This window comes from Halarcobacter sp. (genome assembly GCF_963676935.1).
Classification (GTDB): domain Bacteria; phylum Campylobacterota; class Campylobacteria; order Campylobacterales; family Arcobacteraceae; genus Halarcobacter.
This window is the reverse complement of record NZ_OY781470.1, coordinates 2,849,974-2,866,139: the sequence shown is the minus strand read 5'-3', so window position 1 is coordinate 2,866,139 and position 16,166 is coordinate 2,849,974. Positions and strand designations below refer to the sequence as shown.

The 16,166-nt window shown below is 27.0% G+C and carries 16 protein-coding genes and 1 CRISPR repeat array (1 of these 17 running past the window's edge); of the genes, 12 read left to right on the top strand and 4 right to left on the bottom strand.

Features of this window, described 5'->3' with window-relative positions:
- Positions 1-2: 2 nt before the first annotated feature.
- The 3 genes from fabZ to ACKU4C_RS13910 form a co-directional block, all read right to left on the bottom strand.
- The gene (fabZ, locus tag ACKU4C_RS13920) at positions 3-446 is read right to left on the bottom strand and encodes a 3-hydroxyacyl-ACP dehydratase FabZ (protein ID WP_321312996.1); all 444 of its coding nucleotides are present in this window, start codon (positions 444-446) and stop codon (positions 3-5) included.
- Between the two features lie 65 nt (positions 447-511).
- Positions 512-1,555 carry a lipid-A-disaccharide synthase gene (gene lpxB / locus ACKU4C_RS13915; RefSeq protein ID WP_321312994.1) on the bottom strand — a complete coding sequence of 348 codons (1,044 nt, stop codon included), beginning with the start codon at positions 1,553-1,555 and terminating at the stop codon, positions 512-514.
- Positions 1,552-2,625 carry an epoxyqueuosine reductase QueH gene (locus tag ACKU4C_RS13910; RefSeq protein ID WP_321312992.1) on the bottom strand — a complete coding sequence of 358 codons (1,074 nt, stop codon included), beginning with the start codon at positions 2,623-2,625 and terminating at the stop codon, positions 1,552-1,554. The genes lpxB and ACKU4C_RS13910 overlap by 4 nt, the downstream gene beginning before the upstream one ends.
- Positions 2,626-2,787: 162 nt before the next feature.
- Between ACKU4C_RS13910 and ACKU4C_RS13905 the strand changes: the two genes are divergently transcribed.
- Positions 2,788-3,081: a hypothetical protein gene (locus ACKU4C_RS13905; RefSeq protein ID WP_321312991.1), complete on the top strand. Its 294-nt coding sequence runs from the start codon at positions 2,788-2,790 to the stop codon at positions 3,079-3,081.
- On the opposite strand, the gene ACKU4C_RS13900 is transcribed toward ACKU4C_RS13905, so the two are convergent.
- Positions 3,078-4,277, bottom strand: coding sequence for an FAD-dependent oxidoreductase (locus ACKU4C_RS13900; protein WP_321312988.1), 1,200 nt, complete (start codon positions 4,275-4,277; stop codon positions 3,078-3,080). The genes ACKU4C_RS13905 and ACKU4C_RS13900 overlap by 4 nt on opposite strands.
- A 196-nt stretch (positions 4,278-4,473) precedes the next feature.
- Between ACKU4C_RS13900 and nfo the strand changes: the two genes are divergently transcribed.
- The 11 genes from nfo (at position 4,474) to cas2 (ending at position 15,927) form a co-directional block, all read left to right on the top strand.
- Positions 4,474-5,358: a deoxyribonuclease IV gene (nfo, locus tag ACKU4C_RS13895; RefSeq protein WP_321312986.1), complete on the top strand. Its 885-nt coding sequence runs from the start codon at positions 4,474-4,476 to the stop codon at positions 5,356-5,358.
- Positions 5,359-5,488: 130 nt separating this feature from the next.
- Positions 5,489-6,850 carry a phosphatidylserine decarboxylase family protein gene (locus tag ACKU4C_RS13890; protein WP_321312984.1) on the top strand — a complete coding sequence of 454 codons (1,362 nt, stop codon included), beginning with the start codon at positions 5,489-5,491 and terminating at the stop codon, positions 6,848-6,850.
- 106 nt (positions 6,851-6,956) lie between these two features.
- Positions 6,957-7,694 (top strand): CRISPR-associated endoribonuclease Cas6, encoded by a 738-nt coding sequence (cas6, locus tag ACKU4C_RS13885; RefSeq protein ID WP_321312983.1) that lies wholly within the window; start codon positions 6,957-6,959, stop codon positions 7,692-7,694.
- Positions 7,685-9,415, top strand: a complete 1,731-nt coding sequence (locus tag ACKU4C_RS13880) for a hypothetical protein (protein WP_321312981.1) — start codon at positions 7,685-7,687, stop codon at positions 9,413-9,415. The genes cas6 and ACKU4C_RS13880 overlap by 10 nt, the downstream gene beginning before the upstream one ends.
- A 9-nt stretch (positions 9,416-9,424) precedes the next feature.
- Positions 9,425-10,348: a type I-B CRISPR-associated protein Cas7/Cst2/DevR gene (gene cas7i / locus ACKU4C_RS13875; RefSeq protein WP_321312979.1), complete on the top strand. Its 924-nt coding sequence runs from the start codon at positions 9,425-9,427 to the stop codon at positions 10,346-10,348.
- Positions 10,348-11,067, top strand: coding sequence for a CRISPR-associated protein Cas5 (gene cas5 / locus ACKU4C_RS13870; RefSeq protein WP_321312977.1), 720 nt, complete (start codon positions 10,348-10,350; stop codon positions 11,065-11,067). The genes cas7i and cas5 overlap by 1 nt, the downstream gene beginning before the upstream one ends.
- Positions 11,067-13,283, top strand: a complete 2,217-nt coding sequence (gene cas3 / locus ACKU4C_RS13865) for a CRISPR-associated helicase Cas3' (protein ID WP_321312975.1) — start codon at positions 11,067-11,069, stop codon at positions 13,281-13,283. Before cas5 ends, cas3 begins: the two co-directional genes overlap by 1 nt.
- Positions 13,284-13,294: 11 nt before the next feature.
- Entirely contained in the window at positions 13,295-14,107 is an 813-nt protein-coding gene (locus tag ACKU4C_RS13860) for a Bro-N domain-containing protein (RefSeq protein ID WP_321312973.1), read from the top strand.
- Positions 14,104-14,598: a CRISPR-associated protein Cas4 gene (locus ACKU4C_RS13855; protein ID WP_321312972.1), complete on the top strand. Its 495-nt coding sequence runs from the start codon at positions 14,104-14,106 to the stop codon at positions 14,596-14,598. Before ACKU4C_RS13860 ends, ACKU4C_RS13855 begins: the two co-directional genes overlap by 4 nt.
- A gap of 8 nt (positions 14,599-14,606) precedes the next feature.
- Entirely contained in the window at positions 14,607-15,611 is a 1,005-nt protein-coding gene (gene cas1b, locus ACKU4C_RS13850) for a type I-B CRISPR-associated endonuclease Cas1b (RefSeq protein ID WP_321312970.1), read from the top strand.
- Between the two features lies 1 nt (position 15,612).
- Positions 15,613-15,927, top strand: coding sequence for a CRISPR-associated endonuclease Cas2 (gene cas2, locus ACKU4C_RS13845; protein WP_321312968.1), 315 nt, complete (start codon positions 15,613-15,615; stop codon positions 15,925-15,927).
- A gap of 164 nt (positions 15,928-16,091) precedes the next feature.
- Positions 16,092-16,166: direct repeats of the CRISPR family, unit length 30 nt; unit sequence CTTGAACCAAAACATATGATGTATTGAAAT (it continues 5,961 nt past the right edge of the window).

Below are 16,166 nucleotides of genomic sequence, written 5' to 3'. Positions count from 1 at the left end.
TACTATTTATCAACAATCATAGCTTTAAGTTCTGCTTCTGCTACAAGTGAATCATCTACATAAGCTTTACCATCAAGTACTATTAAGGTTCCTCTTAATTTTTTTACTTCAATTTTATACTCAAGTTTATCTCCTGGTTTAACAGGTGTTCTAAATTTAGCTTTATCAATACTCATAAAATAGATAACTTTGTTTGCTAATTCTTCGTTTGATAAATCATTACTCTTTAATGCAAGAACTCCACCTGCTTGAGCCATCCCTTCTAAGATTAATACTCCTGGATATATTGGGTGCCCTGGAAAGTGCCCCATAAAGGCAGGTTCACTTATCGAGATATTTTTATACCCAATGATACTTTTACCTTTTTCCATTTCAGTAATTCTATCTACTAAAAGAATAGGGTATCTATGGGGTAAAATTTCTTGAATTTCCATTATATCTAACATTCTTGTATCCTATGTGTTTATATTTATATATATTTTAAAAATCATATATTTTATCCAAAAATAAATTAGTTTTGGATTATTTCAGCTACATTTTGAGAACTACCATGTTTCAGATATTCTCTTAGTATAGCAGAGTTTTTTAAGTATTTTTCTCTATCCATAGAGTTATACTCTTTTAAAAGATTTTCTACTGTTACCTCTTCTTGCAAAAACTCTTTATGAATAGGGTTTTTACCCATTTTTTCAAAAAATATATTTGCTAATCCTATATGGGGAAGTTTTACAAACTTTCTTCCTATAAAGTAGTCGATTTTTTTAGCAATATAACTTAAGACAAAAGGTGTACCAACAATTGAAGCTTCTAAGGTTGCTGTTCCTGAACAAATAAATCCAAACTCTGCTTCTTTTAAACTTTTAGGAGCATTATTTGAAATCTCAAAATTTGAGATGTCTCCGTAAATTCTTTCAATATATTTTTTATCAAATTTTGAAGGGATAATTAGTATATGTTTTTTATCTTTTATTTGTTGGCTTATTTCTCTAAAAACTGGCATATGATTTATAATTTCAGTCTTTCTACTTCCTGGCATGTAAACTATTTTATCGGTTTTTTCAAGAGTAGTTTTATATTCTGTAATCTCATCTAATAAAGGGTGCCCTACATAGGTAACTTTTTCTTTGTTTGTATAAATCTCTTTCTCAAAAGGTAAAATAGAACAAAGTTTATCACAATATTTTTGTAGTTTAAATACTCTTTTTTTCTTCCATGCCCAGGCTTGAGGTAAGATATAATAAATAATCTCTTTATTTGGGTAAGTCTCTTTTATTTTTCTTGCTAGTGGAAGGTTAAATCCAGAACTATCCATAAGTAAAACTTTGTCACAATCTTTTGCTGCAAGTACAAGTTCATCTCTTAGTTGAAAGAAAAATTTTAACTTTTTTATTGCATCAATGAACCCCATTATTGCAAGTTTTGTTAGGTCATACATTGGATTACCTAACTCTTTATCATATACTCCTACAAGTTCAATATCATCATTTAGATATTTTTTTAACTCTTTTAAATGAATGTTTGAAGAGGTTTCCATTGCACAGACTAAAAGCCTCATACAATAACCTCTTTTACATCTTCATATATTGTAGAATCTAGTTCAATCTCATATTTACCATCAATCACTTCATCAATAATAACAATAGTTGATAAACCATAAGGATTTTTTGTAACTTTGTCTCTGATATTAAGTTCAGATTCAAATGTTGGTGGATTAAACATTAAATCTTTAGTACATTTATAAGAACTATTTCCTATCTCATTAAAAATATCAAGACTTAAAATTTTTACTTCATCTCTACCTAGATAATGAATCTCATCTTTTTCGTATACAATTCTTCCATTCATCTTCTTATTATTTAAAGTTGAATAGCAAAGGAAATATGATGGGACTATTTTTTTGTCAATTTTAGTTAAGCCTTTTAATAATCTATAATTTAGAAATCTTTGTTTAATGATTTTAAAAGGGATACCTTTCTCTTCTAATTCATCTCTTTTTTTGTATATCTCTAATCTACTTTCAATTGATTCAGGTAAAATTTGATTAGAAATAGGTGAAAACATCTCATCCATGATTTTTTTCTGCTGCTCTCTTTGTGCAGTTAGTCCAAATAGACAACCACAATAGTTTTGCCTATACAAAGAGTTTTCTTTTACAAGTTCTCCTTGTTTTTGGGTACCACTTCCGCTTCTATAATCTTTAAAAATAAATTTACAATCATACTTTTCTTCTAACTCATTTCCTATTTTTTCAAGTTTATCTTGAGATTTTTTAGGAGAGATTAAAAGTGTAGTTGTAAATTTATCATGTCCTAGCTCTTTTGCTTTTTTTACAGTTGTTTCAAGTCTATCATCAAAGCAAACTGTACATCTGTCACCTTTTTCAGGTTCATTTTCCAAGCCCTTTACTTTTTTTAACCACTCTTCGAGGTTATATGGACCTTCTATAAGTTCTATACCTAACTTTTTACATGAATATTCAACATCATAATATCTAAGCCTATATTCATTATATGGATGGATATTAGGATCATAAAAGAAACCAATTATCTCTTCGTTTGGATACTCTTCTTGAATTCTCATTAAAAAGTAGTGTGAATCTACGGCGCAACAAATATGAACTAGCAATTATAACCTTTAATTATATATTTTATCGTTTTTTAGTATTATAGTGAAATTTTTTGAAACAAAGGATAAGAGATAAAAAAAATATTCTTTTTTGTAACCATTATATTGATTTTTACTTCTTGTTCTTTTAACCAACCTACGGTGGTTTCTAGCGCAACAATATTGATAAAAACACCAAAACTAAAATTTTATGATAAAGGGTTTATCTCTATATACAATAACTATACCCAAGTTGAAGTTTTAAGTGCAGGAACAACAATTTTAGAATTAAAAATATATAAAGACAAAGTTTGTAAAGACTCTTACAATTGTCAGAGTTTTAAAAGTTTCAATAAAGAGTTTTTAAATGAAAACTATAAAGAAACTTTTATAAAAGAACTTTTTGAGAAAAATGAAAAAAATACTATCTTCAGAGATAAAAAAAATAATATCTTAATCAAAATCCTAAGGGACTAGATTTTTCTTAGTTTTGAATAGCCTGTTTTTATAAGTTTTAAAAGTGGAGCTCTATAAGAAGTAAATACATATTTTTTAATCTCATAGGCTAATCTTCCTTTTACATGGAAAAGATTAAAGATATTTCCTGCGGCATATTGTCCACCTAAAGCAATTAAGATACCATCTAATTTTGGTTGGCATTTTATTAGTTTCTTTTTGTTTATAATATTTAAAATATTTTTTCCTGCATTTGTACCACTGATTCTAGCAATTGTAACATTTGGAGGCATTATCTCTCCTGCACTGTTTTTAATCTCAGCCATATCTCCAATAGCAAAAATATTTTCATATTTATCAGTTTGCATATATTCATTTACTATTATTTGACCTTTTTTGTTTTTAGCTACATCTAATTCATCTGTGATTTTAGAAGCTTCAACTCCACCTGTAAAAATCAAAAAAGAGTAATGGATTTTTGTACCATTAGATAAGAAGGCATATTTATCCACACATTTTTGAAGTTTTGTATTTGTAATAACATTTATTCCAAGCTCTTTTAATCTATCATGGGAAATTCTAATAAGTTCAGGAGTTAATCCTGGCAAGATAGTATCTGAACTACTTATTATAGAGATTTTCATATTATCACAAGAAAATTTACCCCTTTTGAAAAATTTTCTAGAGTTATATGCCATCTCTGCTGCTATTTCAACCCCAGATAAACCAGCTCCTACAACTACAATATGCGTATCAGCACACTGTTTTGCTTCATCTCTAATCTTTTTAAATAATTCATTTTCAAAACTTTGTTTAAAAAACATTGCTCTGTGAAGTTTTTTTATATCATCAGCATTGTTTAATCCTGAGATTGCAGTTGGGAAAAATGTTCTTGTTCCCGCAGCCATTACTAGATAATCAAATTCAACTATCTCTTTTTCTTCTGTGAAAATCTTTTTTGTATTGTGGTCTATTTGTCTAACTTTTAAGTTTTTATATTCCAAATAAGGATGGTTTAATCCTGCACAAAGTGTAGTTAAATCTACAGTTACATCTGCTATATTTGATTTATTTGCAATTAAATCATAAACCTCGGGTTGTAAGTTGTGAAAAGTGTGTTTGTCAATAAGTGTTATTTTTATATTTTTTGATTTTACTAGTTCTCTTAGAGCATAAATACCTGCATATCCACCACCTATAATTACTACTTTATCCATAAAAAGTCCTTGCATATCTATATTGATATAGATATTTACATATTTTGTACCATTGAAAAATAACTCTTTACAAATTTGTAAAATAATCTAATCTTTTTTTTATATGTGTAGATTAATAACACTATGTAAAAACAACTCTTAAAATTATCTACAGACTTTTTTAGTAAAATATAACAAAAAAAGAGGATATTTAATAATGAAATATGTTGGAGCACATGTAAGTGCAACAGGTGGAGTTTTCAACGCTCCCTTAAACGCCAAAGAGTTAGGAGCAAAAGCCTTTGCTCTTTTTACAAAAAACCAAAAAAGATGGGATGCTAAGCCCTTTGATAATAAAACTTTAGACCTTTGGTTTAAAAACTTAGAAGAGAGTGGTATTCAGCCAAAACATATCTTACCCCATGATTCTTATCTTATTAATTTAGGGCACCCCGAAGAGGAAAAACTTATTAAAAGTAGAAATGCTTTTATCGATGAGATGCAAAGATGTGAAATCCTTGGACTTGATAGACTTAACTTTCACCCAGGAAGTCATCTACAAAAGTTTTCTAAAAGAGCAGAAGATTATGATGATTTAATTTATAGTGCAGAGTTACAATGTCTAGAAGTTATAGCAGAATCAATTAATATAGCACTAGATAAAACAAGTGGTATTACAGCAGTTATCGAAAATACAGCAGGTCAAGGAACAAACCTTGGATACAAATTTGAGCATTTAGCTTACATCATAGATAAAGTTGAAGATAAAAGTAGAGTTGGAGTATGTATAGATACCTGTCATATGTTTACAGCTGGGTACGATATAAGAACAAGGGAAGCTTATGATAAAACTTGGGGTGACTTTGACAAAATTGTTGGAAGAGAATTTTTAAAAGGGATGCACATCAATGACTCAAAACCACCTTTAGGAAGTAGAGTAGACAGACATCACAGCTTAGGTGAAGGTGAGATAGGTTGGGATGCTTTTAAATTTATTATGAATGATAGTAGAATGGATGATATCCCAATGGTTTTAGAAACTATTGATGAGACTATTTGGCCTGAGGAGATTAAGGCTATGTATGAGTTGGTGGAGAAGTGATTCAGTTCGTGATTTAGCAATAAAAAATCCAAAATCTTTCCTTTTGACAGTGCTTGTGACATAAATACTTTATAATTAGATTGTTTATTAAAAAGAGGTGTAATTAAACAATCTTTATAAAGGAATAGTTATGAGTCATTTAAAAAAAGTAAGAGCTGGAAGTTGGCTTCCTAATAGTATTGGTCAGATTGATGCTTGGATTAGGGATTTAAAAAAAGAGGTAAAAAAACAAAATGCTCCTTTAATAAAACCTATACAAGATTTTAAACAGATGGTAGAAAGTGATGCTGTTTTAAATGGTCTTGCCACTTCTATGTTTACTGAAGCAGTGATTATGAGAGAAAAAACTCCATTAGGAACGCCTGAGGTTAAAAACTTTGATGAATTTTTATCTCTTTTAAATGGTATTATGACACAAGCTCCCCAGTTTACAGAGTGTCCTGATAAAAGTGATGATGAAGAACCTTGTGGTCTTATTGGTTTTCCTATAAATGCTCTACTTGATTGGCCTATGGCAACAAGTTTTGGGTATGAGTTTTTTTCAAATGTTTTGGTAAATCAACAACTTAAAAAAATATTGGCTTATTGGAGTGAATATTTAGTAAGTAAAGACTCAAGGAAAGTATTAATAGAAAGTTTTCCTAAAAGAACTCCTAAAGTATTGGCTTGGTTAAGCGAACCTGCAAAAAAAGAGATGCTAAAAGTAGCTTGCGAAGCAGTAAATGTAAAAGATCAAAAATTTTGCTTAAAACAAAAATTTGAAGATATTTTTGAGTGCAATCCAAATGACAAATATTATGGTTTTAAATCTTGGGATGATTTTTTTACAAGAAAATTTAAAAAAGGAGTAAGACCAATAGCTAAAGGTGATGATATCATAGTAAATGCTTGCGAATCTGCTCCTTTACAAGTGGTAGAAAATGTACAAGAGGATGCAAAATTTTGGTTAAAAGGTCAACCCTATTCTTTAGAAAATATGATGAATTTTGATCCTTTAGCAAAAAAATTTAAAGGTGGGACAGTCTATCAAGCCTTTTTAAGCGCTTTAAGTTACCATAGATGGAACTCTCCTGTAAGTGGAAAGATAAAAAAAGCTTTTATAGTAAATGGAACCTATTATTTAGAAAACAGATATCAAGGTTTTATAAACCCAGAACAAGCAGACCCAAGCGCACCAAACGATTCACAACCTTTTTTAAGTGCTGTTGCCACAAGAGCTGTAATCTTTATTGAGGCAGATAATCCAAAAATTGGTTTAATGTGTTTTATAGCAATAGGAATGGCAGAAGTATCATCATGCGAAATTACAGTAAAAAAAGGACAAAAAATCAAAAAAGGTGAAGAGTTAGGTATGTTTCATTTTGGAGGATCAACCCATTGTCTTATCTTTGGACCAGATGTAAAACTAAAATTTGATTTCCATAATAACGAAGAACCAAATATAAATGCGATAAATATACCTGTGCATTCTAAACTTGCTAAGGTAGAATGAAAAGAAAAAGCTTATTTATACTTAACTAAAAATAAATAATATAATTTATTTTTGGATATTATTTGATATTTAAATTTAATGACATAGTCTTCTTAAAGGATTAATATTGAAATATTTTGAACTAAAATGCATCGCATATATAAAAAAAGAGATTCCTCTAAATGATAGCTTTGATGCTTTATCTAGCTATATAAACTATTGTTTTACAAAAGATGAAGTATTGAAAAAGCTACATGAAGAAAAAGACTTCAAAAACTATTGTTTTGGGAATTTCTATCCAATAGAAAAAGACAAGGTATATAAAAAAGGAAACACTTATGAGTTTGTGATACGCGCACTAGATGAAGAATTTATTTATAAATTACAAAAACTATTAAGAGAAAATGTAAACAACAGTTTTTTTCAAGTACTACAAGCAACAAAAAAAGTAGTAAAACAATTTTTTGTAAGTGAACTATATACAATAACCCCAACAATCACTACAGTAAAAGATGAAAACAACAAATCAATATTTTGGACAGTAGATAAAGATGGAGATATCTTAAAACTGCAAGAACAACTTCAAAAAAATCTTCTAAAAAAATACGAAAACTTTTACAATGAAAAACTAGAACCAACACAAAACTTTATCCAACTACTAGAAATCAAAAATCAAAAACCACAATCAATATATTTTATGAAAAAGATAAATGATAATAAAAGCATAAGAGTAAGACTCTTTGGAAATAAGTTTAAAATAGCACCAAATGAAGATGAAGTAAGTCAGAAGTTATCGTTTGTAGCTTTAGCTTGTGGACTTGGTGAGAAGCAAAGTTATGGTGGAGGGTTTTGTTTATGGAAGTAGTTCAAGAAAATTTATTTAATGTTACACAAAAAGATAAAATTGTTTCTAAAAAGTTTACGGTAAAAGATGTATTTTTTAATAACGGTTTAGTAAATTTATACCAGTTCTTACAAGAGTATGCTTTTGATATTGATATTAAATTAGAAAAAAGTTTTTTAGAACTTAAATACAAAGATGAAAAAATCTTTTTTGAGATTTTAAATAAATTCTTAGAAGAAAAAGAAATAGTTACTTTTAATAAAAAAAATACAAGAATATTTTTTGATACAAATACAAATGAGTTCACTCAAGCCCCAAAAGTAAATATAAAAAATGGTGGAAGTAATGATTCTAAAAATGCTTTGATTAGAGTGCATATTGATTATTTATCTATATCAAAAGAAGAACTTTTAAAAAAAGAAGAAAAATATATACAAGAAAATGAAAATCACACTAAAGATGAGTATAAGATAGAGAAGTGTTATTATGATAAATCAAAGCAGGAAATTTATGTATTATCGTCTTTACAAAAACATATTGAAAAGTTTTCTTCATATTTAGTAAAAGATGATTTTTTGGCTTTAAACTCTTCTATTCATAATTTTGAAGATGGGCAAAAAAGTTTTCATGATATGATAAAAATATCTAAAAATTATAATATAGACAAATGGGAAGCTTTAATTTACTGGTTTGGTACAAAAATACAACATTATTTTAACTTTGCTTTTTTTATCTATCCAAACTCATCTAATATAGAAGCATTAAATATTTTTAAAAGAGATTTAAAAATAAAAGATGAAAAAAATAGTTTTAGAGATGAGGATGATACTTTAATAACGACAAATACAAATATTAACTTTTATAGTCAATTACAAGATGATGAAATATTTGGGAAAAAATTCAAAAATTTTTATATATCTAAAAGTGATATTGAGTTTGAGTTAAAGTTTTTTATGTATTTATATTCAAAAATTTGTCATATTGAAGAGGAATATGAAAAAGCAGGGAAAAGAATAAAAAAATTAAAAGAAAAGATTTTTAATGCTTTGCAAGAGATTTCTTTTGTTATTTATGTTGAAGATGGAACTTTTAAAAAGTCTTTAAATGAATATACAAAAGCATATCAGTTTATTCAATTTTTAGAGGAACTAAAAAAAACAAAAACAAATATTCAAAAAGATAAAGAGAGTAATCTTTTTATTTACCTTGCAGATATGATAGTGACATTTGGATTATCACAAAGTTCAAAAGAGATAAATATAAATTTTCAAAAATGGTGTAAAGCTTTTTTAGAGTTTAAATCTCTTAGAAAGTATTATTATACAACAAGTTTTAATATTCTAAAAAATGAATCAAAATCTTTTGGTAAAGGTTTATATGAGTTTGAAAAAATTTATTTAAAAAATATAATGAAAGGGAAAAATATGAGTACACATGAGAAGTCAAAAGTTTTAGGAGAGTCAATTGGTTATTTTTGTGCAGAATTGGGGGATAAAGATTTACTTTTCAAACTAAGAAATGTAAAAAATTATAAACAATTATTATCGTATTTTAAAGATTTAAAATTTGCAAGTTTAAAAAATGAAGAAAAAGCAAGGTTTTCAAAAGAGTTTAATGAGTCTTTAGAAGAGGTAATTGATATTTTGGAAACTGATTGGGAAATTATAAGAGATTATATTGCAATCTATGCAATAGATAAATTTAAAGCAACAAATTATGCAAAATCACAACAAAATAAATAAGGAGAAAAAATGTTTTTAAATATCGCATATATTACAAAAGTAAATTTGGCATCATTAAATGGTAGTGAAGGAACAGGTGGAAATATAACTGAAATGAAAAAAATAACAAGTGCAAATGGTGAAGAGTATGCTTATGTTTCGGGACAAGCTTTAAGAAGATATTTTAAAGAAACATTACTTCAACTAGGACAAAGAATTACAGAAGTAAGTGAAAATGGTAATCCAACTTTTAGAGATGAAAATGGTAAATATATAGATCTTGATAAAAATTTAAAAGATGTAAAAGAATTGGCTTATAAAAAATTTATTGATCTTGATCTTTTTGGTTATATGTTTCCAAATGGTGGGAGAAGATGGTCTCCTGTAAAAGTTACTCCACTAATCTCTATCCTTCCATATAAAGGTGAATATGATTATCTTACAAGAAAACAAAAACCAAAAAAGGAAAATGAAAAAAGTGGAAATATTGTACAAATAGAGATAGATACATTAAATTTTATGAGAGGGAATATTATGGTAAATACTTCTCATATAGGAAATGAAATAGATGAATATACTTATGATGTAAATAAAATTTTAGATAATGAAGAAAAAAATACTAGATTAAATATCTTTTTAGATGCTATTAAAAACTTTAATGGTGGAGCAAAACAATCAAGAAACCTTGAAGATATTTCACCAAAATTTATAGTAATAGCTAAACAAAAAACTGGGAATCCATTTTTATTAAATAGCTTGGATGTGGATATTGAAGGTAATATAAATATTGAAAATATAAAAGAATCTATTGAAGACACAGATGTAGAATCTCTAACTATAGGCATATCAAAAGGGATATTCAAAAATGAAGAAGAGATAAAAAATAGCTTTGAAAATGTAGTTTCTGTAGCAAAGGCAATAGAAGAGTATAAAGATATATTAAAGAGTAAATAATGAAAGTTATAAGATTTGAGATACAAGGTCTTATGAATTCATATAGAATACCTTTTTTTAGAACTTATCATAAAAGTTTTTTAGCTCCACCAAAAACTACTATCATAGGAATGCTTTGTAATATCTCATTAAAATCTCAAAAAGAGTTTTTTGAGATTTTAGATAAAGAGGTATTTGAAGTATCAGTTGTAATAAATGAGATTAGAGGAAGAGCTAAAGATTTATGGTCATATAAAACTTTAGAGAAAAAAAATATGGGAAAAAGTGTAGTTAGAAGAGATAAACTTTTTTCTCCAAAATACACGATATATCTAAAAATAAAAGATGAAAAACTTTATAATGAAATTTTAGAAAATCTAAGATTGCCTAAAAATACTCCATCTTTAGGAATGGATGATGAGTTGATAGAGATAAAAAATATTAAAACTTTAGAAATGGAAGAAGAATGTACAAATAAAATAAATTCTATTTTTTTAGATAAAAATATTTCTTATAAGGCATATGTGAAAGATTTATCAAAAAGTATAGAGCTTCCAACTATAAATTTAATTCCTACAAAGTTTATAGCTTTTGATAAAAAAAATAAAAGAATACCAAAAGAATCAAATAAAGATTTTGAATTTAGCCAAGTTGAGTATTTAAATTGTGAAATAGAGTTTGCTAAAGATATAGAGAATTTTGTGGATGTTGAACTTAATAATAAAGTGGTGTTTTACTAGTGGAAATATTAGCAAAAAAAATTGTAGAAGATGAACAGATTAAAACTCAAACTTTAGGGGAGCATACAAAATGGGTTATAGATGAAGCTTTAAAGTTAATAGATGATAAGTCATTAACAAAAGTTTCTATAATAAGTGGTTGGGAAGAAGAAAAGATTTTGGATTTGATTTTTTTTAGCTGTTATTTTCACGATATTGGAAAAGCCACTATTGAATTTCAAAATACTATTAATAATGGAACTAATTCCTATCATTCTTTTTATTCTATATTAGTTTTAGATTTGATTGAGGATTTTGATTTTGAAGAAGATAGTGGCTATTTTATAAACTTTCTTCAAGTTCTATCTTTGACTCATCATTCTTTATTGAATGTTCCTAAATTAAATATTGAATGTAGTTTTTTAAAAGAAGCAGAAAACATATTTTATGAATATAAAAACGTTTATGAAAGATATTTAGATAAAAAATGTCTATATAATTTTGAGTTTATAATAGAAAAAGATATTGGAGTTAAAGTTGGTATTATAAAGTCAAATTTAAAATACATAAAACAAAATCACAAACTAAGAATTTTGTATACTTACTGTAGTGGTATTTTAAATCTAGCAGATTGGTTAGCAAGTGCTAGATTTAGTAAAAGTTTACCAAAAACATATTTTGAAGAAATGCCTACAAAAGAAATTTTTTTAGAACAACTATTAAAAAATAATCCATCTTTTAAAAAATTAAGAGATTTTCAAGATGATTTATCAATTTTAGGTAAGAGTGTACTTGTAGAAATACCAACAGGGGAAGGGAAAACTGAAGGTTCTTTGTTGTGGGCTATAAAAAATCTATATGATAAAAACTCTAAGGTTATATATACTCTTCCTACACAAGTAACTTCAAATAAATTATATGAAAGAGTGACTTCTCTTTTTGATAAAAATGAATGTGGACTTATACATTCATCTTCAAAGTTATATCTTGAGAAGGAGTATGAAAAAGAACATGGTTTAGTAGATGACTTCTTTAAAAGTGAAATAACTTTTAATAAAAACTTTTCAAAGCCTGTAACTGTTTCTACTATTGATTCTCTTTTAAAGTTTTTCATAAATATTGGTAGATTTAATATTGCAACAAAAAACTATTTAAATTCAGTTGTGATTATAGATGAAGTGCATTGTTATGATTTTAAACTAATGGGTTTTTTAAAAAAGTTTTTAGAACTTTGCAACGAATTTGATGTAAAAGTTTGTTTGATGAGTGCATCTATTCCTAAAAAGATAAAAGAATTATTAGGTATTGAAAACTATCCAATTATCACTGAGAAAAAATTATTTAAGAAAAAAGCAAATGAAATTATAAAAATAGATGAAGAACTTGATGAAAACTTTGATTTAATAATTAAAAAGTTCAAAGAAAATAAAAATATATTAATTATAAGAAATAGTGTAAAAAGTGCAACAGATACATATAAAAAGCTTAGAGATGATTATGGTATAGATGAAGATGATTTGATACTTTATCATTCTACATTTAAAAAAAGAGATAAAAATCAAAAAGAGAAGGATATTTTTGATAAGTTAGATGGTAATAAACCTTTTATTTTAATTGCAACTCAAATAGTAGAAATATCATTAGATATTGATTTTGACATAATGTTTACAGATAATGCTCCAATTGATTCTTTGATTCAAAGGTTTGGTAGAGTAAATCGTAAAAAAGATGAAACTAAAAAGGGAGTAATATATATTTTTAAATATGAAAAAGAGTTCCCTTATAAGTCAAAGTATCTAATACAAATAACTTTTGATACTATAGAAAATGGATATTTTGAACTTGGGGAATATGTAAAATGGCTAAATATAGTTTATGATAAAGTATTTAAAAATGATATAAAGATAAATAATGAGATAGATAGCCTATTTAAACAAGGATATAAAAAATATGATGATGTTCTAAAAGAATTAGATGGAATAAAAAAATCTGAAGATAATTATGACTTAAGACATATAGAGCAATCTAAAGTAGACTATTTATTAGTAGATGATTTTTTAAATGATAATATAGATTCAAAAAAATTTCATGAATATACTATTTCATTACCAAATTATTATGGAAAAAAATATCTTTATATATCACAAAAAGAATCTTTTTATAAAGTTTTAGACTTAAAATATAATTATAGAGAGGGATTATTAATAGATGATGATAAGTCTTGTGAATTTATGTAAAAAGGTAGAATATGGACAAAATACAACTTTTTGAATCGAAACAGATAAGAAGTCATTGGGATGAAAATAGTGAATTGTGGTATTTTAGTATTGTAGATGTAGTGACAATATTAACTCAAAGTGCTAGTCCTAGAAAATATTGGAATAAACTAAAACAGAGATTAAAAGAGGAAGGGAATGAAACGGTGACAAATTGTCACCAGTTGAAAATGAAAGCATCTGATGGTAAGATGAGACTTACTGATGTAGCTACTACAGAACAACTTTTAAGGCTTATCCAGTCTATTCCCTCACCTCAAGCTGAACCTTTTAAAATGTGGCTAGCAAAGATTGGCTATGAGAGAATAGAAGCTATACAAGATCCTGAAAAGTCTATTGATACTGCTTTGAGAGATTATATGAAACTTGGATATTCTGAAAAGTGGATAAACCAAAGACTTAAAAGTATTGAAGTAAGAAAAGAGCTAACTGATGAATGGAAACAAAGAGGAGTAGAAGAGGGTAAGGAGTTTGCTCTTCTTACTGATATTATTTCAAAAGCTTGGAGTGGGAATACTACAAAAGAGTATAAAAAACTCAAAAATCTCAAAAAAGAGAATCTAAGAGACAATATGACAAATCTTGAGCTAGTTCTTAATATGCTTGCAGAAGCAACCACAACAGAAATCTCAAAAGAAAAAAAGCCAGATGGACTAGATGAAAGTAAAAAAATAGCTAAAGAGGGTGGAACAATAGCAGGAGATACAAGAAAAGCAATAGAAGAAAAAACAGGTAAAAGAGTTGTAACAAATCAAAATGCAAAAGACTTATTAGAAAACAAATGAAAATAAACGGCACTTTAATCTCATACTTTTTTATATGTAAAACAAAACTCTGGCTTCATGCCAACCGCATAAACCTAGAAGACAATAGCGAAGATGTACGAATTGGTAAAATCTTACATGAAATAAATGAATCAAAGTCAAAAAAAGCTGAGATAAGTATTGACAATATCAAAATAGATAAACTCACCCGTGATTATTTGGTAGAGATTAAAAAAAGTGATAGTGATATAGAATCTGTACGATGGCAGGTTTTACTTTATCTTTATAAACTAAAACAAAAAGGTGTTGAAAGAAAAGGGAAAATAGAGTTTATAGAAAAAAATAAGCAAGATAAAAAGATACATTATATTGACTTAGATGAGGTAAATGAAAAAGAGCTTTTAAAAATATGTGATGAGATAGAAACTCTTATAAATGCACCAGTACCACCAAGAGCAAAATTTGAAAACAAGTGTAAAAAGTGTGCTTATTATGAGTATTGTTTTATATAAGGATTAAAATGGCAAAGAATCATACTAGATATATATTTTCAATGGGTGAACTTAAACGCAAAGATAACTCCATAGCTTTTAGGAATGAAAAAGGAAATTTTTATATTCCCATTCAAGATACTAGGGAACTATATTGTATGAATGAAGTGAGTTTCAATACTAAATTTTTGGATTTTATCTCAAAGGCTGGTATTACTCTTCACCTTTTTAATTATCATGGAAATTATAGTGGAAGCTTTTATCCTAAAGAGCAACTTGTAAGTGGGAATTTGACTATAAAACAATCTTTATGTTTTATTGAGCGAAGATTGCACATAGCAAAGGCTATTGTAAGGGCAATAGCTTTTAATATTCATGAAAGCTTATATCATTATTTTAGACATGGAAAAAAAGAGTTAAAGCAGGTGTTAGATTGGCTTAAAAATGATGTTGAAAAGCTTTTAAATAAAGAGTTAACTATAGAGCAAATACTCTTTGTAGAAGGGCAAGTTTGGAATAGGTTTTACGATAGTTTTAAATACTTTTTGCCAGAAGATTTTATCATGAATAAAAGGGTAAAAAGACCACCAGATAACCCTATAAATGCTCTTGTGAGTTTTGGAAATACTTTGCTTTATACAAAAACAATATCAAGTATATATGAAACACATCTAAATCAAACTATAAGTTTCTTGCACTCTCCAAGAGAGGGAAGGTTTTCTTTAAGTCTTGATATAAGTGAAGCTTTTAAACCTATCATTGTATTTAAAACTATTTTTGATTTAGTAGGTAAAAAAAGAATTCAAGTTGCAAAGCACTTTGACAAAAGTTTAAATTATGCGCTTTTAAATGAAGAGGGCAAAAAGATATTTATAGATGCCTTTGAAACAAGAATAAATGAAACTTTTATGCACAAAAAACTAAAAAGAAAAACAAGTTTTAAAAACTGTATCAAACTTGATGGATATAAACTTATAAAATATATAGTTGAAGAAAAAGAGTTTAGTCCATTTTTATTAAAAGAGAAGATGTAATATGGCTAAAAAACAAAATATAAACTATAACTATGTATTTTTGTTTTATGATATCGCAGATGAGTTTAGCGATATAGGTAAATATAGAGTTGCGAAAGTTTTTAAAATATGTAAACAATACCTAAAACACCATCAAAAATCAATTTTCAGAGGAAACATAACTCCTTCTGATCAAATAATGTTAGAAACAAAACTAAAAAAAGTAATAGATAAAGACTTGGATTTTATCTCCATCATAAAGGTACAAAACTCAGGAAGCTTTGCAGAAGTTGTTATAGGAAATGATAAAAAAGAATCAGAATCCATCTTTATATAATTTTTCCAAGCTACTTAAAAACAATATCATCTAAAAACAGCTATAATAAGGCACTTTTAAAAAGTTCTTTCACAACTTATTGTTTTAAAATAATCGGTTGGAAAAACTTCTTTAAAGAACCAATTAAAGGGAAAGTGTATTTTAGAAATGCCTAAATCATCTAACTTGAACCAAAACATATGATGTATTGAAATTGGTACCTAAGAGCTGGCCTTTTTACTTTATTAGCTTGAACCAAA